This window comes from Leifsonia sp. NPDC077715 (genome assembly GCF_040686855.1).
Taxonomy (GTDB): domain Bacteria; phylum Actinomycetota; class Actinomycetes; order Actinomycetales; family Microbacteriaceae; genus Leifsonia.
The window spans coordinates 238,575-259,322 of sequence record NZ_JBFBOG010000003.1 but is presented as its reverse complement, the minus strand read 5'-3'; the positions used below and the strand labels follow the sequence as shown (position 1 = coordinate 259,322).

The 20,748-nt window shown below is 70.3% G+C and carries 17 protein-coding genes; 7 read left to right on the top strand and 10 right to left on the bottom strand.

The genetic code is table 11. The features are described 5' to 3' along the window. Nucleotides 1–23: 23 nt before the first annotated feature. From ilvN to AB0P25_RS14995, 7 genes are all read right to left on the bottom strand, one after another. Complete coding sequence (ilvN, locus tag AB0P25_RS15025) at nt 24–533, bottom strand: acetolactate synthase small subunit (RefSeq protein WP_064108653.1); 510 nt, start codon at nt 531–533, stop codon at nt 24–26. A gap of 2 nt (nt 534–535) precedes the next feature. Continuing rightward, nucleotides 536–2,341, bottom strand: coding sequence for an acetolactate synthase large subunit (locus AB0P25_RS15020; RefSeq protein ID WP_363808373.1), 1,806 nt, complete (start codon nt 2,339–2,341; stop codon nt 536–538). A gap of 52 nt (nt 2,342–2,393) precedes the next feature. Beyond that, entirely contained in the window at nt 2,394–4,088 is a 1,695-nt protein-coding gene (ilvD, locus tag AB0P25_RS15015; RefSeq protein ID WP_363808372.1) for a dihydroxy-acid dehydratase, read from the bottom strand. A 71-nt stretch (nt 4,089–4,159) separates the two neighbouring features. Then, complete coding sequence (gene otsB / locus AB0P25_RS15010) at nt 4,160–4,984, bottom strand: trehalose-phosphatase (protein WP_363808370.1); 825 nt, start codon at nt 4,982–4,984, stop codon at nt 4,160–4,162. Between the two features lie 38 nt (nt 4,985–5,022). Then, entirely contained in the window at nt 5,023–6,468 is a 1,446-nt protein-coding gene (otsA, locus tag AB0P25_RS15005) for an alpha,alpha-trehalose-phosphate synthase (UDP-forming) (RefSeq protein ID WP_363808369.1), read from the bottom strand. 128 nt (nt 6,469–6,596) lie between these two features. Beyond that, nucleotides 6,597–7,502, bottom strand: a complete 906-nt coding sequence (locus AB0P25_RS15000; RefSeq protein WP_363808368.1) for an SGNH/GDSL hydrolase family protein — start codon at nt 7,500–7,502, stop codon at nt 6,597–6,599. Between the two features lie 48 nt (nt 7,503–7,550). Continuing rightward, the gene (locus AB0P25_RS14995) at nt 7,551–8,213 is read right to left on the bottom strand and encodes a helix-turn-helix domain-containing protein (protein WP_363808367.1); all 663 of its coding nucleotides are present in this window, start codon (nt 8,211–8,213) and stop codon (nt 7,551–7,553) included. 120 nt (nt 8,214–8,333) lie between these two features. On the opposite strand from AB0P25_RS14995, the gene AB0P25_RS14990 reads away from it, so the two are divergent. Further along, nucleotides 8,334–11,213, top strand: a complete 2,880-nt coding sequence (locus AB0P25_RS14990; protein ID WP_363808366.1) for an MMPL family transporter — start codon at nt 8,334–8,336, stop codon at nt 11,211–11,213. After that, nucleotides 11,213–13,192, top strand: coding sequence for a YhgE/Pip domain-containing protein (locus AB0P25_RS14985; RefSeq protein WP_363808365.1), 1,980 nt, complete (start codon nt 11,213–11,215; stop codon nt 13,190–13,192). The genes AB0P25_RS14990 and AB0P25_RS14985 overlap by 1 nt, the downstream gene beginning before the upstream one ends. Before the next feature lie 81 nt (nt 13,193–13,273). Here AB0P25_RS14985 and AB0P25_RS14980 read toward each other — a convergent pair whose 3' ends face one another. Continuing rightward, a complete protein-coding gene (locus AB0P25_RS14980) occupies nt 13,274–14,452 on the bottom strand; it encodes an SLC13 family permease (protein WP_363808364.1) in 1,179 nt (392 codons plus the stop codon). 38 nt (nt 14,453–14,490) lie between these two features. Here AB0P25_RS14980 and AB0P25_RS14975 point away from each other — a divergent pair, with 38 nt between their 5' ends. Then, nucleotides 14,491–14,709 (top strand): hypothetical protein, encoded by a 219-nt coding sequence (locus AB0P25_RS14975; RefSeq protein WP_363808362.1) that lies wholly within the window; start codon nt 14,491–14,493, stop codon nt 14,707–14,709. Nucleotides 14,710–14,808: 99 nt separating this feature from the next. Beyond that, nucleotides 14,809–15,306, top strand: a complete 498-nt coding sequence (locus AB0P25_RS14970) for a hypothetical protein (protein WP_363808361.1) — start codon at nt 14,809–14,811, stop codon at nt 15,304–15,306. A gap of 48 nt (nt 15,307–15,354) precedes the next feature. Here AB0P25_RS14970 and AB0P25_RS14965 read toward each other — a convergent pair whose 3' ends face one another. Continuing rightward, entirely contained in the window at nt 15,355–16,731 is a 1,377-nt protein-coding gene (locus AB0P25_RS14965; protein ID WP_363808359.1) for a glucose-6-phosphate dehydrogenase, read from the bottom strand. 29 nt (nt 16,732–16,760) lie between these two features. On the opposite strand from AB0P25_RS14965, the gene AB0P25_RS14960 reads away from it, so the two are divergent. From AB0P25_RS14960 to AB0P25_RS14950, 3 genes are read left to right on the top strand one after another with little or no spacing between them, the layout of a single operon-like run. After that, nucleotides 16,761–18,536, top strand: a complete 1,776-nt coding sequence (locus AB0P25_RS14960) for a glycoside hydrolase family 15 protein (protein ID WP_363808358.1) — start codon at nt 16,761–16,763, stop codon at nt 18,534–18,536. 53 nt (nt 18,537–18,589) lie between these two features. Beyond that, complete coding sequence (gene clpS, locus AB0P25_RS14955; protein ID WP_363809318.1) at nt 18,590–18,838, top strand: ATP-dependent Clp protease adapter ClpS; 249 nt, start codon at nt 18,590–18,592, stop codon at nt 18,836–18,838. Next, nucleotides 18,835–19,338, top strand: a complete 504-nt coding sequence (locus AB0P25_RS14950) for a DUF2017 family protein (protein ID WP_363808356.1) — start codon at nt 18,835–18,837, stop codon at nt 19,336–19,338. The genes clpS and AB0P25_RS14950 overlap by 4 nt, the downstream gene beginning before the upstream one ends. 258 nt (nt 19,339–19,596) lie before the next feature. Here AB0P25_RS14950 and AB0P25_RS14945 read toward each other — a convergent pair whose 3' ends face one another. Then, nucleotides 19,597–20,718: a hypothetical protein gene (locus AB0P25_RS14945; RefSeq protein WP_363808355.1), complete on the bottom strand. Its 1,122-nt coding sequence runs from the start codon at nt 20,716–20,718 to the stop codon at nt 19,597–19,599. Nucleotides 20,719–20,748 lie beyond the last annotated feature (30 nt).

The following is a 20,748-nucleotide window of genomic DNA, read 5'->3' as shown; positions in this document are numbered from 1 at the left end:
CTTGCTGGTTTGTTCGGACGAACTTAGTTCTTGAAAACGCGCTCGGTGATGGACTTGCCGCCGCGGCCGATCGCGAGCAGGCCTGACTGGGCCATCTCCTTGATCCCGTAGGGCTCCAGCACCTTGAGCAGCGCCTGTGTCTTGCCGCTGTCGCCGGTGACCTCGATCACGAGCGCGTCGGTGGCCACGTCGACCACGCGGGCGCGGAAGAGGTTGACCGCTTCGAGCACCTGCGAGCGGGTGGAGTTGTCCACCCGCACCTTGATGAGCAGGTGCTCGCGCTGCACCGACTGCGCGGGGTCGAGCTCGACGATCTTGATGACGTTGATCAGCTTGTTGAGCTGCTTCGTCACCTGCTCGAGCGGCAGGTCTTCGACGTCGACCACCACGGTGATGCGCGAGAGGCCGTCGACCTCGCTCGTGCCCACCGCGAGCGAGTGGATGTTGAAGCCGCGGCGGGCGAACAGCCCGGCGACGCGGGTCAGCAGACCTGGCTTGTCCTCGACGAGGAGGCTCAGAACGTGCGTGCTCATGGTCACTCCCCTCCGAACGACGGGCTGTGGTCGCGGGCGTACTGGACGTAGCTGTTGCTGACGCCCTGCGGCACCATCGGCCACACCATGGCGTCCGCGCTCACGACGAAGTCGATGACGACCGGGCGGTCGTTGGTCTCGAGCGCGAGCTTGATCGCGGCATCCACCTCTTCTTCCTTCGTGACGCGGATGCCGAGGGCGCCGTACGCCTCGGCCAGCTTCACGAAGTCGGGGACGCGGACGGTGTCGTGGCCCGTGTTCAGGTCGGTGTTGGAGTAGCGGCCGTCGTAGAAGAGGGTCTGCCACTGCCGCACCATGCCGAGCGACGAGTTGTTGATGATCGCGACCTTGATCGGGATGTCGTTGATCGTGCAGGTGGCGAGCTCCTGATTGGTCATCTGGAAGCAGCCGTCGCCGTCGATCGCCCACACCGTGCGGTCGGGCTGGGCGACCTTCGCGCCCATCGCCGCCGGCACCGAGTAGCCCATGGTGCCCGCGCCGCCGGAGTTCAGCCACGAGTTGGGGCGCTCGTACTTGATGAACTGCGCGGCCCACATCTGGTGCTGGCCGACGCCGGCGGTGTAGACGCCCTCCGGCCCGGTCAGCTCGCCGATCCGCTGGATGACGTACTGCGGCGCGAGCAGCCCATCGCTGGTGGGCGTGTAGCCGAGCGGGAACTCCTCGCGGAGCCCGTTCAGGTACGTCCACCACTCGATGATGTCGGGCTTCTGGGCCCGCGAGGCCTCCTGGAACGCCGCGGTCAGATCGACGATGACGTCCTTGGCATCGCCGACGATGGGGACGTCGGCCATCCGGATCTTGGAGATCTCGGCCGGGTCGACGTCGACGTGCACGATCTTCGCGTTGGGTGCAAACAGCGAGGTGTTGCCCGTGACGCGGTCGTCGAACCGCGCGCCGAGCGACACGATGAGGTCCGACTCCTGCAGCGACAGCACCGCGGGCACCGTGCCGTGCATGCCGGGCATGCCGAGGTGCTGCTTGTGCGTGTCGGGGAAGGCGCCGCGCGCCGTGAGCGTCGTCACGACCGGCGCGCCGGTGGCCTCCGCCAACTCCAGGAGCTCCTGCGACGCCTTGGCGCGGATGACACCGCCGCCGACGTAGAGCACCGGCTTCTTGGCCTCGACGAGCAGCTGGGCCGCTGCCAGCACCTGCTTACCGTGCGCCTTCGTGATCGGCCGGTAGCCCGGCAGGTCGACCTTGGGCGGCCAGACGAAGGGCGCGGTGTTCTGCTGCGCGTCCTTGGTGATGTCGACGAGCACCGGACCCGGGCGGCCGGTGCCGGCGATGTGGTACGCCGCCGCGATGGTCGCCGGGATCTCCTCCACGCTCTTCACGAGGAAGGAGTGCTTGGTGATCGGCATCGTGATGCCGACGATGTCGGCTTCCTGGAACGCATCCGTACCCATCAGCGTGGAGAACACCTGGCCGGTGATGAACACGACGGGGACGGAGTCCATGTGCGCGTCCATGACGGCGGTGACGAGGTTGGTCGCGCCCGGTCCGGAGGTCGCCATGGCGACGCCGACCCGGTTCGAGGCGACCGCGTAGCCCTCGGCCGCGTGACCGCCTCCCTGCTCGTGGCGCACCAGGATGTGCCGGATCCTGGTCGAGTCCATGATGGCGTCGTAGATCGGCAGGATGGCACCGCCCGGCAGCCCGAAGACGTCGGTGACGCCCAGGAGCTCGAGGGTGCGGACGACCGCCTGTGAGCCGGTCAGATTCTCGGGCGACGCCGTGCCCGGCGCCGCGGACGGCAACACAGTGCTGGGGGTTGCATCCGTGGACATGCCTTTATCAGTCCCTTACGTACGAAGATGGTTTTCGGTGCGGAGCTATGCCTCAGCCGGTGACGGCTCCTTCAGCTGCGGAGCGCACGAGCTTGGAGAACTTCGCGAGAACGCCACGGGTATAGCGCGGAGGAAGAGGCGCCCAGCCTTCACGGCGGGCGGTCAGCTCGGACTCGTCGACAAGTAGGTCGAGGGAGCGAGCCGCGATATCGACCCGTATCAGATCACCATCGCGCACGAAGGCGATGGGACCTGCGTCCACCGCTTCGGGTGCTATGTGGCCGATGCACAGGCCGGTTGTGCCGCCTGAGAATCGTCCGTCCGTCAATAGTAGTACATCCTTGCCGAGGCCCGCGCCCTTGATGGCGGCGGTGATCGCCAGCATCTCGCGCATGCCCGGGCCGCCCTTGGGGCCCTCGTAGCGGATGACGACCACGTCGCCGGCCTTGATGGTGCCCTCGGTCAGCGCGTCCATCGCAGCGCGCTCGCGCTCGAAGACCCGCGCCGGGCCCTCGAAGACGGTGGCGTCGAAGCCGGCCGTCTTGACCACGGCGCCCTCGGGGGCCATCGAACCCTTGAGGATGGTGATGCCGCCGGTGGGGTGGATGGGGTTGTCGAGCGACCGCATGACCTCGCCGTCCGGAGCCGGCGGGTTGATCTCGGCCAGGTTCTCGGCGACCGTCTTGCCGGTCACGGTGAGGCAGTCGCCGTGCAGCAGGCCCGCGTCGAGCAGCGCCTTCATGACGACCGGCACGCCGCCGTGGCGGTCGACGTCGTTCATCACGTACTTTCCGAACGGCTTGAGGTCGCCGATGTGCGGCACCTTGTCGCCGATGCGGTTGAAGTCGTCGATCGTGAGGTCGACCTCGGCCTCGTGCGCGATGGCGAGCAGGTGCAGCACCGCGTTGGTGGAGCCGCCGAACGCCATGACCACGGCGATGGCGTTCTCGAACGCCTCCTTGGTCATGATGTCGCGGGCCGTGATGCCCTTCTTGAGCAGGTTGACCACGGCCTCGCCGGAGCGGTGCGCGTAGTAGTCGCGGCGGCGGTCCGCCGAGGGCGGCGCGGCCGAGCCCGGGAGGCTCATGCCGAGCGCTTCGGCCACGGACGCCATGGTGTTGGCGGTGTACATGCCGCCGCAGGCGCCCTCGCCCGGAGCGATGGCGCATTCGATGCGCTTCAGGTCTTCTTCGCTCATCTTGCCGGCCTTGCACGCGCCGACCGCCTCGAAGGAGTCGATGATCGTGACGTCCTTCTCGGTGCCGTCGGAGAGCTTCACCCAGCCCGGCGCGATCGACCCGGCGTAGAGGAAGACCGCCGAGAGGTCGAGTCGCGCGGCCGCCATGAGCATGCCGGGGAGCGACTTGTCGCAGCCCGCGAGCAGGACGGTGCCGTCGAGCCGTTCGGCCATCATCACCGTCTCGACCGAGTCGGCGATGACCTCGCGCGACACCAGCGAGAAGTGCATGCCCTCGTGGCCCATGGAGATGCCGTCGGAGACCGAGATGGTGCCGAACTGGAGCGGATAGCCGCCACCCGCGTGCACGCCCTCTTTCGCGCCCTGCGCGAGACGGTCGAGCGAGAGGTTGCAGGGCGTGATCTCGTTCCAGGACGAGGCGATGCCGATCTGCGGCTTCTCCCAGTCTTCATCGCCCATGCCGACGGCGCGGAGCATCCCGCGGCTGGTGGTGGCTTCGATCCCGTCCGTGACGACGCGCGAACGCGGTTTCCAATCGACTTCTGGCATGGAACAACTCTAGGACGTCTCGAATGCCCCTCCGACCATGTGTCCAGAACGGTGGAGAACCCGCGGTCGGGTCAGTCTGTGGACGACTTCAGGTGGGCTTCGCGCGCCTGGGCCAGCAGGGTCAGCAGCGTCGCGATCGCGCGCTCGTCGGCGACCCGGTACTGCGCCGCCGTCTCGCCCCTCCCGACCTTGATGCCGACGTCGCCATCGGCGGGACGGAGCACCGAGAAGCCGTCCTCGTCGGTCACGTCGTCGCCCGCGAACAGCACGGCGGTCGCCTTCGTGTACTCACGCAGCCGCTCGACCCCGTCGCCCTTGTGCGCCTCGCGGATCGAGAACTCGATGATGTCCTTGCCGTAGCGGATGGTGAGCGCGTCGCTCACGGTCGCGGCCGCCTCGCGCGCCCGGGCGACGACCTCGGCGTCGCGGTCGCCCTCGACGAGCCGGTAGTGCACGCCGTACCCGACGGGCTTCGTCTCCAGCTTCGCGCCCGGCATGTCGTCCACCAGGGCGCCGAGCACGTCGCCCAGCCGTTCCAGCGTCTCCTGCTCGGTGGGCGAGAGGTCGAGCGACACCCCGTCGCGCCCGAAGCGGATCTCGACCCCGTGCGAGCCGATGAGCAGCGCATCCGCATCGGCCTCCGTCACGACCTCCAGGCTCGACAGCGGACGCCCCGACACGTAGGCGACCCACGTGTTCGGCAGGTGCTCGAGCCGGTCGAGCGCGGCCTTGGACTCGGGCAGAGCGCGGGCGCCGCGGGGGACGTCGACGAAGGGCGCGAGCGTCCCGTCGAAGTCGAGCGCCAGAAGCAGGCGGTCGGTCGTCGCCAGCTTCTGCAGTGCGGTGGCGAGGGCGACGGCGGAGGCGGGAGGGAGGTGCGAGGCGGTGTCGGTCATGCGGCTTTCAGACGGGGAGGAGCGAACAGTGGATGGGCTCAGCGCCGGTTGACCGGCGGGTCCTGGAGCGGGTGGTCGCCGTGCGCGCTGCGGGTGAGAGCGTCGAGGAAGGAGGCGGACCAGCGGGCGACGTCGTTGGTGAGCACCTTCTTGCGCAGGGCGCGCATGCGCCGGGTGCGGTCGCGCTTCGGCATCGCGAGCGCCTGCATGACGGTGTCCTTGAGGCCTTCGATGTCGTGCGGGTTGATCAGCAGCGCCTGCCGCAGCTCGTCGGAGGCGCCGGCGAACTCGCTCAGGACCAGCACACCGTCCTCGTCCACGCGGGTGGCGACGTACTCCTTCGCGACGAGGTTCATGCCGTCGCGGAGGGCCGTGACCAGCATGACGTCGGCGGCCAGATACAGCGCCACCATCTCCTCGCGCGGGTACCCGTGGTGGAGATACGCGACCGCCGTGTGGCCCAGCGTGGAGTAGTCGCCGTTGATCCGGCCGACGGTCAGCTCGATCTCGTCGCGCAGCTGGCGGTAGGTCTCAACGCGCTCCCGGCTCGGGCTCGCGACCTGGACGAGCGTGACATCCTCGGCCTTCACCCGGCCCTCCGCCAGGAGCTCACCGAACGCCTTCAACCGGTGGCCGATGCCCTTCGTGTAGTCGAGCCGGTCGACGCCGAGCATGATCTTCTCGGGATTGCCCAGCTCCTCGCGGATCTCGCGGGCGCGCGCCTGGATCTCCGGGCGACGAGCCAGGTCTTGGTACTGGTCGGCGTCGATCGAGATGGGGAACGCCCGCGCGAGCACCGTGCGCACCAGGCCGCCGCGACGGTCGGTCGTGACGTGGCGGTGGGACCCGGCCTCCGGGTCGTCCGTGTCGATCGGCACCTCGATGATCGGGCCGCGCGTCTCGTACCCCTTGAGCCGCCGGACGGCGCGGGAGAAGTTGCCCGCGTCCGCGACCCGCTGGAATCCGATGACGTCGGCGCCGAGCAGACCGTCGATGATCTGCCGCCGCCAGGGCAGCTGCGAGTAGATGCCGTACGGCGGGAACGGGATGTGGTTGAAGAACCCGATGACGAGATCTTGGCGCAGCTCCCGGAGCATCGCGGGGACCAGCTGCAGCTGGTAGTCGTGCACCCACACCACGGCGCCCTTCGCGGCGACCGAGGCGGCGGCCTCGGCGAAGCGGCGGTTCACCTTGACGTAGCTCTCCCACCACTCCCGGTGGTACGACGGCTGCGCGATGACGTCATGGTAGAGCGGCCACAGCGTGTCGTTGGAGAAGCCCTCGTAGTACTCCTGCAGCTCCTGCTCGCTGAGCGGCACCGGCAGGATGTTGATCCCGCCCGCCTCGAACGGCTCGATCTCCTCGTCGGAGACGCCGGCCCAGCCGATCCACACGCCGTCCTGCGACCGCATGACCGGCTCCAACGCCGCGACCAGGCCGCCCGGCGACGGCCGCCAGTCCGCGTTGCCGTCGTCGTCCACCACCCGGTCGACCGGGAGGCGGTTGGAGACGATGATCAGGTCGTAGGTCGTCGGTTCTGGCGTCGCGGTGATGGTCGGTCAACTCCCTGTATGGCTCTCGGCGTGAGACACCAGACAGGGTACCAGCGCCCCTACTGCGCCTTGCCGAGCAGCTGGATGAGCCGGCTCGCGTACTCCGCGTAGCCCGCGGCGGTGGGATGGAAGACGTCAGCCCCCGAGGTGTTCAGCCACGGCGTCCTGTCGCCGATGGCGTGCCCGGTGAAGTCGACCGGGAGGTACGTCAGGGGCTTGCCGTCGGCGCGCTGCTGGTCGACCGCCTGGCGGATGACCTCGTTGAGGCCGATGGTCGCCGCGTTGATGGCCGCGGCGGTCTGGAAGTCGGGGGCCGAGGGATCGGACGCGTCGTAGAGCAGCGTGTAGCCGGTCACGACGATGCGGGCATTCGGGGCAGCCTGAGCGATGGCGCTGTAGACCGTATCCAGCCGGTCGGGCAGCACGTTCAGCAGCGAGAGGGCCGCGGTGACCTGGTTCCGGCAGGCGGCCGCTTTGCCTGCGGCGCAGCTCCCGGCGATCTCGGCGACGCCGAGGTCGTTGCCGCCGATGCTCACGGTGACCAGGTCGGTGCGCTCGTCGAGGGCGATCAACTGGTGCTTGAGGAGGTCGGAGGTGGTGGCTCCGGCGCAGGCGGCGTTCACGACGAGGTCGACGGCCGCCTTGCGGGCGAACGCCGACGGGTAGCCGTTCGGGCTGAGCCGGCACTTGCCCTGCTCTGCTCCCCCGCCCATGCCGGCGGCGTACGAGTCGCCGACCGCGACGTACCGGGTGGACGCGGTGAGCGGTTCCTTCGGGAAAGGATCGGGCGTCTGGGTGGGCGCGGGGACGGACGTGGCCGCCGGCCGCGGTGCACCCGCGCTCGAGGGCGCGCCGGAGCAGCCGCTCAGGAGGAGGGCGGCGGACGCGGCGGCCAGCACGGCGACGGCGCGGAGCACACGGGAGGCGCGCGGCGCGCGGGTGTCTCGGGATGCTTCGGGTCGCATCCGTCGACACTAGACCGCCCGGCTTGGGGAACGCTCAAACGCGCCGGATCACACGCGCTCGGTGAGGGCCAGCAGGATGGCGGGCACGGATTCCGACAACCGCTCGGGGAAGGTGCGCTGGTCGTCGGCGAGCACCGCCCGCGCCTCGCCGTTGGCGCACAGCTCGGCGATCACCCGCACGGCCTCCGCGGGCTCGATGGTGAACCGGCGTCCGGCGCTCGCGAGCGCCTGCACGACGATCTGGGTCAGCTCGGCGAAGAACTCGTCGTAGTAGCGCAGGTAGTCGGCCGCGATGGAGTGGTCGCGCAGCGCCATCAGCTGGAACTCGGCCTGCACGAGCCACCAGCGGCGATCGTCGGACTGCAGCTCCAGGATGCGCGTGATCGTCGCCAGCACGTCCTCGTCATCGAGCCCAGCACCCTGCTCGCCGACGAGCGGGGTGAGGAACTGCTCGACGCCCGCGTTCAGCTGCTCCAGCCGCATCCCCATCTCACGCTCGATGAGCGCCAGGAACAGCTCCTCCTTGGTGGAGAAGTTGGAGTAGAACGCGCCTCGCGTGAATCCGGCCGCCTCCACGATCGTCTCGACGCTTGCCGCGCTGACCCCCTGGTCGGCGAAGACCTCGAAGGCCGCGTCGAGCAGGCGCGCCCGTGTGCGCCGGCGCCGGCCGGACTCGGCGGGGGCGTCGTCGGTGAGAGTCGTGCTGTTCAAGCTGAAACCTTCCTGAATCCAACTTTCGATACAGCAGTGTATCCGATACGGTTCTGTACGGATACAACGGTGTATCGAACTGTTCTACGTCGCTTTCGGTACTCACCCACTGGAGAACCCGTGTCCTCGCTCCTGTACTCGGTCGGCCGGTGGGCCTACCGCGCCCGCAAGCTGGTCCTGATCCTCTGGATCGGCCTCCTCGCCCTCCTCGGCGGCGGCGCCCTGCTCCTCAACCAGGGTACGGACAACAGCTTCAGCATCCCGGGCACCGAATCGCAAGAAGCGCTCGACACGCTGAGCCGCACGTTCCCGCAGGTCAGCGGCACCACCGCGCAGATCGTGGTGGTCGCTCCCGACGGGCACACCGTCGACGACAGCGACGTGAAGAAGCCGATCGAGGACGCGGTGACCGACCTGAAGGACGTCGACGGCGTCTCGGGCGTCACGTCCCCGTACTCCGACCAGGTCAAGGACCTCGTGTCCGACGACCGCTCCGCCGCGATCATCACCGTGCAGCTGAAGGGTCAGATGACCACGGTGACGGCTGAGACGAAGGACGACATCAAGGCGGTCGGCGCCGACCTCGCGAAGCAGCTCCCCGACGGCTCGAAGTCGGCCGTCGGCGGTCAGCTGTTCTCACAGAACCTGCCGACGCTGTCGGTGATCGAGCTGATCGGCGTGGGGATCGCGCTCGTCGTGCTGATCGTCACGTTCGGCTCGTTCCTCGCTGCCGGGATGCCGCTGCTCACGGCCATCCTCGGCGTCGCCATCTCGATGTGCCTGATCTTCATCGCGACGCTCTTCGGGTCGATCTCGTCGACCACGCCGATGCTGGCGCTCATGCTCGGACTCGCGGTGGGGATCGACTACTCGCTGTTCATCATCTCGAGACATCAGGGGCAGTTGAAGGCCGGGGTACCACCGGAGGAGTCCGCCGCGCGAGCCGTCGCGACCGCCGGGTCGGCGGTGCTGTTCGCGGGCATCACGGTCATCATCGCGCTGGCCGGTCTGGCCGTCGCGAACATCCCCTTCCTCACCACGATGGGCATCGCGGCGTCGGCCGCTGTGGCCGTCGCCGTCATCATCGCGCTGACGCTCACCCCGGCGCTGCTTGGCTTCGCCGGAGCCCGCCTCACCCCTGGTCGCCGCAAGGCGGCCCGCGAGGAGAAGCGTCGCGCGGCGGCTGCGGCCGAAGGCGAGGAGACGCCTTCTCCGGAGCCCACGCCCGCTCCCGCCGCCGACTTCGCGCACGCGGCGAACGCCGAGATCCCCCGCGGGTTCTTCCGCGGCTGGGTGCGTGCCGTCACGCGCTTCCCGATCGTCACCGTCGTGGCCGTCATCGTCGGCCTCGGCATCGCCGCCCTCCCGGCGCTGCAGCTGCGGCTGGCTCTGCCCGACGCCGGCTCGCAGCCCGAGAGCTCGTCCGCACGCGTCGCGTACGACCTCGTCTCCGAGCACTTCGGCCCCGGCTACAACGGGCCGCTGATCGTGACCGGGTCCATCATCCAGAGCACCGACCCGCTCGGTCTCATGAAGAAGATCGGCGACGAGATCGCCGACATGCCGGGCGTCGCCTCGGTGCCGCTGGCGACCCCGAACGCGACCGCCGACACCGGGATCGTGCAGGTCGTGCCGACCACCGGCCCGGACGATCCCAAGACCGCCGACCTCGTCGCCGAGATCCGCGCGAAGCACCAGCACTTCCTCGACGAGTACGGCGTCGACCTCAAGGTCACCGGCAACACCGCCGCGCAGATCGACGTGTCGTCGCGGCTCGGCGGCGCCCTGCTGCCGTTCGGCGTTCTCGTGGTCGGGCTGTCGCTCATCCTGCTCACGATGGTGTTCCGCTCGATCGCGGTGCCGATCAAGGCGGCACTCGGCTACCTGCTGTCGGTGGGCGTGGCGTTCGGCGCCGTGACGGCCGTGTTCGAGTGGGGCTGGCTGTCGGATGCGCTGCACGTCGACAAGACCGGGCCGATCATCTCGTTCATGCCGATCATCCTGATGGGCGTGCTGTTCGGACTGGCGATGGACTACGAGGTCTTCCTGGTCAGCCGCATCCGCGAGGACTACGTGCACGGCGGCAACGCGCGCCGCGCCATCCAGAGCGGCTTCGTCGGCTCGGCCAAGGTCGTGACCGCCGCCGCGATCATCATGATCTCGGTGTTCGCCGCGTTCGTGCCGGAAGGCGACGCGTCCATCAAGCCGATCGCGCTCGGCCTCGCCGTCGGCGTGTTCGTGGACGCGTTCATCGTCCGCATGACGCTGGTGCCGGCGGTGCTGCAGCTGCTCGGCGACAAGGCCTGGTGGATGCCGCGCTGGCTCGACCGCATCCTCCCGTCCTTCGACGTCGAGGGCGACGGCCTGCAGAAGGAGCTCCAGCTCGCCGACTGGCCCGAGCCGGGCGCGACCGATGTCGCCGCCGCAGAGGGCCTGACGGTCGCGACGCGCACGCGCACGCTGGTCGGCGACGTGTCGTTCCGGCTCGGCGACGGCGAGGTGCTGGTCGTGCACGGCGGCGACCGCACCGCGGCCCTCGCGCTGCTGATGGCGATCACCGGACGGACGCACGTCGACGGCGGCATCGTGAAGGTCGCCGGGTTCGTCCTGCCGACGCGCGGGGCGGCAGTCCGGTCCGCCACCTCGGTCGTGCGGCTCGATCACTCCGACACCCCGGTGGAGGACGTCCGTCGCGCGCTCGACAGCCGCCCGAAGCTTCTGGCCCTGGACGGGGTCGACACCGTGACCGACCCGGTCGAGCGCCGCCGCCTCCGCGCCGAGCTGACCGCGGCGCTCAGCCGGGCGCGCGTCGACGAGCGTCCGTTCGCGCTCGTCGTGAGCTGCGTCGACCCGTCCGGCCTCGACGATCTGCTGCCCGACACGGCCGAGCCGACCGCCGTCGACCTCTCCGGCGCGCCGCGCACCGCGGCGCCCGTCACCGACCTCACCGACACCGACCGCGCCGAGCACGGCGCCCACCTCGAGAAGACGAACGCCTGATGACCACGCCCACCTCTCCCCTGCGCCGTCCCGGGTCGCTGTTCTCGCTGGAGCGGATGCGCTCCGACAAGCGAGTGACGTGGCTCACCATCGCCGGCATCCTGCTCGTCCCGCTCGTCATCGGCGGGCTGCTCGTCTGGGCCCTCTGGAACCCCACCGAACGCCTGCACGACGTCAAGGCGGCCGTGGTCAACCTCGACCAGCCGGTCACGCTGAACGGCCAGACGGTCCCGCTCGGGCGCCAGATGGCCGCGGGGCTGCTCGACACGAAGAACGACAACTTCACCTGGGTGCTCACGGATAAGAAGGACGCCGACAAGGGCATGGCGAGCGGCGAGTACGTCTCGGTCGTGACCATCCCGGAGAACTTCTCGAAGGCGGCGACCTCGACCGCGGGGAAGGCGTCGGAGGCGACCCAGGCCACCATCGACGTGCGCACCAGCAAGGACTCGAAGCTCGTGGACCCGGCGATCAGCCAGGCGGTGACCACCACCGCTACGTCGGTGCTGAACAAGCAGCTGACCTCGACCTACATCGAGAACGTGTACGTGGGCTTCAACACGCTCGGCGAGCAGCTGGGCAAGGCCGCCACCGGCGCCGATCAGCTGGCCGGCGGACTGACGCAGCTCGCGAGCGGGACGCACCAGCTCGCGGACGGTGCCGCGCAGCTGTCGACCGGCGCATCATCCCTCGCGGGCGGCATCTCGCAGCTGTCGGACGGGACGTCCGGGCTCGCGGACGGACTCCAGCAGCTCTCCGGCGGCGCCACCTCGCTCGCGGGCGGCCTGCAGACGCTGAACGAGAAGACCGCTGCCCTCCCCTCGCAGGCGCAGCAGCTCGCCGCCGCGGCCGGCGGGGTGTCGACGGGCGTCGATCAGACGGCCTCCGGGCTGGGCGAGCTCTACACCAACTGCGTCGCCCTCCACACTGCTGCGGACCCCATCTGCGCGGGCATCAAGCAGACGCAGAACGGGATCACGGAGCCCGGGCCGGGCGGGCGCCCGAGCCTGTCCGGCCTCGCCTCCACGGTGGCGAGCGGCAACGCGGGACTCGCGACCGGGCTGACGGCGCTCTCGAGCGGCATCGGGCAGTCGGCCGCGGGCGCCGCACAGCTCTCCGGCGGCGTCGCGCAGTCCGCCTCCGGCGCCCAGCAGCTCGCCTCGGGAGCCTCGCAGTCCGCGGACGGCGCGCAGCAGCTCGCGACCGGCGTCCAGCAGCTGAGCGACGGCATCCCGGCGCTCGCCTCGGGGGCCGACCAGTCCGCCTCCGGCGCGTCGTCCCTCGCCACGGGCCTGCACACGGCGGTGAAGCAGCTGCCGTCGTACGACAGCGGCGAGCGGACCAGCCTCGCGAAGGTGGCCGCCGAGCCCGTCACGCAGAAGGCCTCGGGCACCACCGCGTTCGGCAGCTCCAGCATCCCGCTCTTCGCCTCCGTCGCGCTGTGGCTCGGCGCGCTGGCGACGTTCCTCGTGCTGCAGGCGCTCTCCCGCCGCGCGCTGCTGACCTCGCGGGCCGCCGGCCTGATCGCGCTCGACGGGTTCGTGCCGGCCGCCGTGCTCGGCGTGCTGCAGGGCGTCCTCGTGTCCGCGGTGATGGCTCCCGCCCTCGGACTCGATGTCGGGCACTGGTTCGGCTTCACCGCGCTGGCGGCCGCGACCGGCGTCGCCTTCGCTGCGGTGAACCACGGGCTGGTCGCCCTGCTCGGCGGGGTCGGGCGCTTCCTGTCGATGCTCGTCGTGGTGATCACGCTGGCCTCCGGCATCGTCTCGACCGCGCCCGACTTCTTCGACGCGGCGCTGCCGCGGCTGCCGACGGCTCCCGCCATCGCCGCCATGCAGGGCGCGATCGACGGCTCCGCGGACGCCTGGCGCGGCCTCGGAGGCCTGCTCCTGTGGGCGGCCCTCGGCTTCGCCCTCGCCCTGATCGCCGTCGCCCGCCGCCGCGTGATCAACGCCGCCCAGCTCCTCCCCGCCGAATAGCCCCCTCCATCGAGTACACGAAGAGTGCACGCGACGCGCCGTGCGAGCGTGCACTCTTCGTGTACTCGACGGGGCGGAGGGTCAGAGGGTGGCGGAGAGGGCCAGGGTGGCGAGGACCACGGTGACGGGGGCGACGATGAGGCCCAGGAGCATGTAGCGGGACCAGCGGATCTCGACGTCGAACGACGTCAGCCGCTGGTGCCACAGCAGGGTCGCGAGCGACGCCCACGGCGTGATGAGCGGACCGGCGTTCACGCCGATGAGCAGGGCGGCCAGCCGGGCCGGGCTCTCGGCGACCGGTTCCAGCGCGAGGTAGGCCGGGAGGTTGTCGATCGCGTTCGCCCCGACCAGCCCGGTAAGCGACAGGCGCAGCAGGGCCAGCGGCGACTCCCCCGTGCCGGAGACCGTCGCCATCAGCGTCCCGAGCCCGGCCGCGTGCAGCGCCTCGATGAACAGGAACAGTCCGGAGGCGAGCAGCACCAGCTGCCAGGGCAGCAGCCCGAACCGCACGACCCCGCGGCGGCGCACCAGGAACAGGACCACGAGCACCACCGCGGCGATCGTCGTCGGCAGCCACACCGGCAATCCCGAGACCAGCAGCGGGACCAGCGCCACCACGACCGCTCCGGAGACCCAGAACAGCACCCGGTCCTCGATGCCGTCCTCCTCCCCGGTCTCGTAGCGGACGAGGAGCGAACGCCGCGCGATGACGAACACCACGATCATCGGCACTATCATCGCCACCAGCGCCGGCGCCCACATGAGCGCGGCGAACGCCGCCGGCGACGGGTCGCCCATGGAGTGCTGCGCGAGCAGGTTGGTCAGGTTGGACACGGGCAGCAGCAGCGAGCCGGCGTTCGCCATCCACACGGTGGTCAGCGCGAACGGCAGCGGGTTCAGCCCGGCGTGCCGCGCCATCACGATCACGACCGGCGTGAGCAGCACCGCGGTCGTGTCGAGCGACAGGAAGACGGTGCTCAGCGCCGCGACGACGACGACGAGGAGCCACAGCACCCAGGCGCGCCCGCGGCCCCAGCGCGCGGTCTGCTGTGCGAGCACGGTGAAGACACCCGCCTCGGCGGCGAGCTCGGTCACCACGGTGATGGCGACGACGAAGAGCAGGATGGGCCAGACACGGTCCCACAGCTCGATCGCCTCCGGCACCGGCAGCAGACCGGTGGCCACGGCGATCGCGCCGAGCACGAGGAGCACGGCGCCCACGATCGCGGTGCGCATCCTCCTCCTCCCGGCCCAGACCATCGAAGCGTACGCTACGGGACGACCCGGAAAGGAATCGGATGCGCAAGTACCTCTTCAACGGCGCCGTGATCAGTGCGGCGATCGGACTCTGGACGACCATCCAGTCCTCCAAGAGCGGACCTCGCGACTGGCGCGTCCCCCTGATGTGGATCAACGCCGGCATCTCGCTGGCGCTGGCCGTCGGGGCCGTGCTGCAGGAGACGCGCGAGGCCTCCGAGCGCGAATCCAACCCGGCCGGTGGACGAAAGGGCCGCTGACCCGCCGATTTCCGCGGATCTCCCGGCGTGTTGCGCGGGTTTCCGCGGCATTCCTCCAGGACACTTGTATTACTTGGTGAACCTGGAAGGGGTTGCGCGATGTTTGGTCGTAGGCGGCATGCCGCGGCGGTGCCGGCGGCTCCGGTTCCGCAGTTGACGGATGCCCAGATCCTCGAGCTCGTGCACGGCAAGGTGTCCGAGCTCATCGGAGAGGACGGCGAGTGGACTGTCGTCCGCCGCGCCCAGGACGACACCGACACCATCTTCCACTCGATCCTCGCCCAGTCGGTCTCGGTCGGCATCGCCGCCGCGATCGCCGAGGCACGTCGCCGCCTCGAGGCCGGCGAGTCGCTGACCGCACCGCAGCACCTGGCCGCGTCGGTCGCCGACACGCCCGCCGAGACCGACGTCGTGCACGCGCACGTCGCCGAGGCCGCTCCGGTCGTAGAGGTCTCCGCCGCCGAGGCGGAGGAGCCCGCCACCGAGGTCGAGCCCGCCGCGTTCGGCTGGGAGCCCGCCCCGATCACGCAGTGGACGGACCTCCGCAAGCCGGTGACCGGCGAATTCCCGCTGGTCTCGCACCGCACCGCGGCCTGACCCCGGGCGGCGCGCCGCCGCAGGCCGCGCGCCGCGCACGTGCGGCGCTCAGCCCAGCTCGGGCCAGTCCTCCGGGCCCTCCGAGCCCGCCGGGTACTCCTCGAGCGGGACCTTCCCGTCACGCCACGCCGCCAGCACCGGCTCGACGATCCGCCAGCACTCCACCGCCGTGTCGGCGCGCACGGACAGCGACGGGTCGCCGTCGAGGATGCCCTCCAGCACTTCGCCGTAGGCCAGGAGCGCGCCTGGGCCGAAGTCGGCGGTGAGCGTCGTCCGCTCCAGCTCGTAGGGATCGCCGGTGCCGTTGATGTTGATCTCGATCGACATCGAGTCCGGCGCGAACAGGAGGCGCAGCTTCGCGGGCTCCGTCGACCCCTTCAGCCCGGTCGGGATGTGCGCCGCTGGTGTGAAGGTGACCACCATCTCGCGCCGGCGGCTGCCGAGGGCCTTGCCCGAGCGCAGGGTGAACGGCACGCCCTTCCATCGCCAGGTGTCCACCTGCAGCGTGACCTCGGCCAGGGTCTCCGTCTCGCGCGACGGGTCGACGCCCTCCTCGTCCGTGTAGGCGGGCAGCTTCTTGCCGTCGATCTCGCCCGCCGCATAGCGCGCCCGGCGGCTGGAGGCGACCGGATCGTCTCCCCAGACCTTCGTGGCCCGCAGCACGAGCTGCTTCGCGTCGCGCAGGTCGGCCGCTCCGAGCGTCGACGGGGGCTCCATGGCGAGCACGGCCATGACCTGCAGCAGGTGGCTCTGGATCATGTCCATCAGCGCGCCGGCTCCGTCGTAATAGCGCGCGCGTCCCTCCAGGGCGAGGGTTTCGTCGTAGATCACGTCGACGCGGTCGATGTGGAGGCCGTCCCAGAGCGGTTCCATGATGCTGTTCGCGAACCGGACGCCGAGGATGTTGAACACGCTCGACCGCCCGAGGAAGTGGTCGACGCGGTGGATCTGGTCCTCCGGCACGAGGGTCGCCAGCTGCGCGTTGAGCGCGATGGCGCTCTGCCGGTCGGTCCCGAACGGCTTCTCGAGCGCGAGCGTGAGGCCCTTCGGCAGGTCGAAGGTGCCGAGCGCCTGGCATGCCTTCGCCGTGACCGCGGGCGGCAGCGCGAAGTACAGCGCGGGCACGCCCTTCACGCTCCCGAGCAGGCTCTTGAGGTCGTCGGCGCTGGTGGCGTCCGCCTTCACGTAGCGGGTGTCCTTCAGCAGCTTCTCGACGGCGTCGCCCTTCGCCCCGACCGTCGCGAAGGACTTCTTGATGATCGCGCGCCAGGCGTCCGCATCCAGATCGTCTCCGGCCGAGCCGACCAGCGAGATGGAGCGCTGCGGCTGATCGGTGAGCAGCTGGCCGATGGCGGGGAGGAGCAGCCTCGACGTGAGGTCGCCGGATGCTCCGAGAATGACAAGAGTGTCCACAGCCTGCGTCATGCCGATCACAGTACGGCCATACTGGGAATATGTCGCTCCCCATCGAGGATTACGCCCTGATCAGTGACTGCTTCACCGGGGCCCTCGTCGGAAATGACGGGAGCATCGACTGGGTGTGCCTCCCGCGCTACGACTCGCGCTCCATGTTCGGAGCGCTGCTCGGCACCGAGGATCACGGACGCTGGCTGGTCGCCCCGGCCGACGCCGAGGCGAGCAGCACGCGCAGCTACGAGAAGGACACGATGATCCTCGTCACCCGCTGGGTGACCGCCGAGGGCGAGGTCGAGGTCGTCGACCTGATGCCGATGGACGACCACCGGGCCGACATCATCCGTCGCGTCCGCGGCGTGAGCGGGACCGTGCGGATGCGGCAGGACCTTCGCATCCGCTTCGGCTATGCCACGGCGATCCCGTGGGTGCGCCAGGACAAGACCGAGAAGCCGCACGCGCTCATCGCGGTCGCCGGACCCGACGCGATCGTCGTGCGCGGCGCCCAGCTGCACGCGACCAACCACGCGCACGAGGGCGAGTTCACCGTGCACGCCGGGGAGACCGTCGACCTCACCCTGACCTGGTTCCCCTCGCACCGCGACGCTCCCCCGGCGCTCGACGTCGAGCACTCCATCCAGCACAGCAGGGAGTGGTGGACCACGTGGGCCAGCGGCTGCGAGCACGACGGCCCGTACCGCGACGAGGTCGTCCGCTCGCTGCTCCTGCTGCGTGCACTGTCGCACCTCGAGACCGGCGGCATCGTCGCTGCCGCGACCACCTCGCTGCCCGAGGCCTACGGGGGCGAGCGCAACTGGGACTACCGCTACGTGTGGCTGCGGGATGCTTCCCTCACCATCGCCGTCCTCCTCGCCCACGGTTACGACGACTACGTCGACCACTGGCGCGACTGGCTGCTGCGCGCGATCGCCGGGGATCCGGGCGACGTGCAGATCATGTACGGCCTGGCGGGCGAGCGCGACCTCGACGAGCGCATCATCGACAGCCTCCCCGGCTATCAGGGTGCGCATCCGGTGCGCATCGGCAACGACGCCTCCAACCAGTTCCAGGCGGACGTGATCGGCGAGGTCATGCTGGCGCTCGACCGCGGCCGCCGCGAGGGCAACGCCGAGACGCGGTTCTCGTGGGCGCTGCAGCGCGCGCTGATGAACTATCTGGAGCAGCACTGGCGCGAGCCCGACCACGGCATCTGGGAGATCCGCGACAAGCCGCAGCACTTCGTCCACTCCCGCGCGCTGGTCTGGGCCGCGTTCGACTGCGCCGTCCGCGCGGTCGAGGAGTACGGCCTGGAGGGGCCGGCCGAGCGGTGGAAGCGCGAGCGCGACGCCATCCGCGCCGACATCGAGGCGAACGGCTGGGACCCGCACCGCGGCACGTACGTGCAGCACTTCGGCACGACAGAGGTGGACGCGTCCCTCCTCCAGCTCGCCCAGGTCGGTTACATCGACTACGACGACCCGCGGATGCTCGGCACCGTCAAGGCGCTCGAGACCGACCTGCTGCGGGACGGACTGCTGCTGCGCTACCGCACCGAGTCCGGGGTCGACGGCCTGCCGCCGGGAGAGCATCCGTTCCTCGCCTGCTCGTTCTGGCTGGTGGAGCAGTACGCGCTCTCCGGCCGGCGGGACGACGCGGTCCGCATGATGGACCGGCTGCTCGGCCTGGCGAACGACGTCGGTATGCTCTCGGAGGAATACGACGTCGAGGGCCGTTCCCACGCGGGCAACACCCCCCAGGCTCTGACACACCTCACGCTGGTCCGCGCGGCGGACGCGATCGGCGGCCTGCCGCTGTGAGCTCCCTCCCGGCCACCGGCGCCGACACCCTCGAAGAGACCGGGACGGACGAGCTGCTGGAGCTCGGCTCCCCGTGGGTGACCATCGTCTGGAACGACCCGGTCAACCTGATGAGCTACGTGACCTACGTCTTCCAGACCTACTTCGGCTTCCCGCTGCGCGAGGCGGAGCGGCTGATGATGCTGGTGCACACCGAGGGCCGGGCGGTCGTCGCCACCGGCACCCGGGAGGAGATGGAGCGGCACGTGGAGGCCATGCACGATTACGGCCTGTGGGCGACCCTGACGAAGGCGGACGCATGACCCCGTTCCGCAAGCACCGCGACGGGACCGTGTCCGCGCGGTTCCCCGAAGACGAGGCGGAGCTGCTGACCTCGCTGGCCGAGCAGTCCATCGACCTGGCGCGTGCCGCCGCCGACCCGGACGCCGACGGCTTCGACCCAGCGCTCGACCGGCTGCTGCCCGACGCCTACCCGGACGACCCGCAAGCGTCGGCCGAGTTCCGCCGCTACACGGCCGCCGGCCTGGCCGAGCGCAAGGAGGCCAGCGCGCGCACGATGGTGGAGTCCCTGTCGCGGCGCGAGGACGGGATGGCCGTCGCCGTGCTCGACCCGGCGCAGGTGACCGCGTGGCTGCGCACGATCACCGACATCCGCCTCGTACTGGCGGCGCGGCTCGGCATCCACGAGGACGGCGACGAGGGCGACATCCACGACGAAGATTCGGCATTGCAGCGCGCCGTCTACGACTGGCTCGCCGGGGTGCAGGAGCTGCTGGTCATGACGGTGCAGCCCCGCCGCTGAGCGGCGGTCAGACCGGGTAGCGCACGGCGCAGAACGCAGGAGATCCGGCCGTTCCACCGGCCACGCTCCTTCGATCGACTACGGATAGCGGCGTGTCGACAGCTCTGCCCCTCCATTCTGAACCGGGTGCGGAAGGGAGGAGGTCCGAAGCCCGGGACGGCGTGTCGGCTGGAAACGGAGGAGTTGGAGGGCCGGTCAGCGGGGGAACTCCTCCGCCGTGAACCGGGAGGGACAGGCCATAGCGTGACGAAGCGGCGGTCAGACCGGGTAGCGCACGGCGGCGGCCGCGGCGCCTCCGCCGGGGACGTCCTCCGCCCGCAGGGCGTAGACCTTCGCCTTGGAGCCCAGCGCCCGCCGCAGCACCTCGTCCACCACGCCGTACTCCCCCGGTTCGTCCTCGGGTGCGAGCGTGATCGCGCCGGTATCCTCGTCGACCGATCCGGGCACGCGGCGGTCGATGTCGATCACCAGCGACTCGACGGCACCGAAGGTCGCGGCGCGGGCGATGTCGCTGAGGTCGACGAGCGCGGTGCCGGCCGCGATCCGGGTCTCGTAGGCGTCGCGCAGCGCAGCGACCTTGCTCGCGTACAACCGGTCGAGCACGCCGCGGGCCGCCGTCGCGATCTCCTCGTCGGTCTTGTCCTCGGGGTTTCCGCCGATCGTCTCGGCCACGAGCCGCGGATGCTCGCCGGCGCCGCGGAAGATGCCCGCGAGCGGTTCGGCGGCGGCGAGGATGAGCGGTTCGGTGGAGTTGGCCAGCAGCGGGTGCAGCGCGCGCTCGATCGCCTGCACGTACTCCAGCATCCGAACCTTCTGACCCTCCGAGCCCTGGATCCGGCCGTCCGGCGAGCGGCCGCTCACGGAGGCGAGCCCGACGGCGGCGGCGACGTCGCGCGGCATCCCGGGCACGTCGATCCGCTCCGGCGGCCGGTCGGGCGTGATGTGCAGCAGCCGCACGGAGTTGCCCGCGAGCGCCAGGATGAGCGCCGACTGCGGGAAGGTCAGCGCCCGGAGCAGCGGCTTGACGTAGAACCGGTCCGCGATCTCGCAGGCCGTGCCCAGCCGGTTCGGCAGCCGGAACGTCTCGGCCAGCTCGCCGTCGAGGAACACCGCCAGCGAACGCGACTGGTAGCGCCAGAAGTCCCGGTCGTCGAGGATCCGCTGCCCCTCCGCCTGGATGGACTGGATGCGCGCCCGCCCCACCTCCAGCTTCTCGAGCGCCCGGACGGCGCTGGCGAGGTGGTTCTTCAGCTCGATGCGCGCACGATCGGCCTCCGCGGGGGTCGTCCCGGTCGGCAGGTAGATGCTCACGCAGCCGGGTTGACGCATCGCGGCGATCCGCTCGACGTCGGCCTTGGTGGGAATGTCCTTGTACTCCACGGGTGGTCCTCCTGCCCCGTCGGTGCGGCG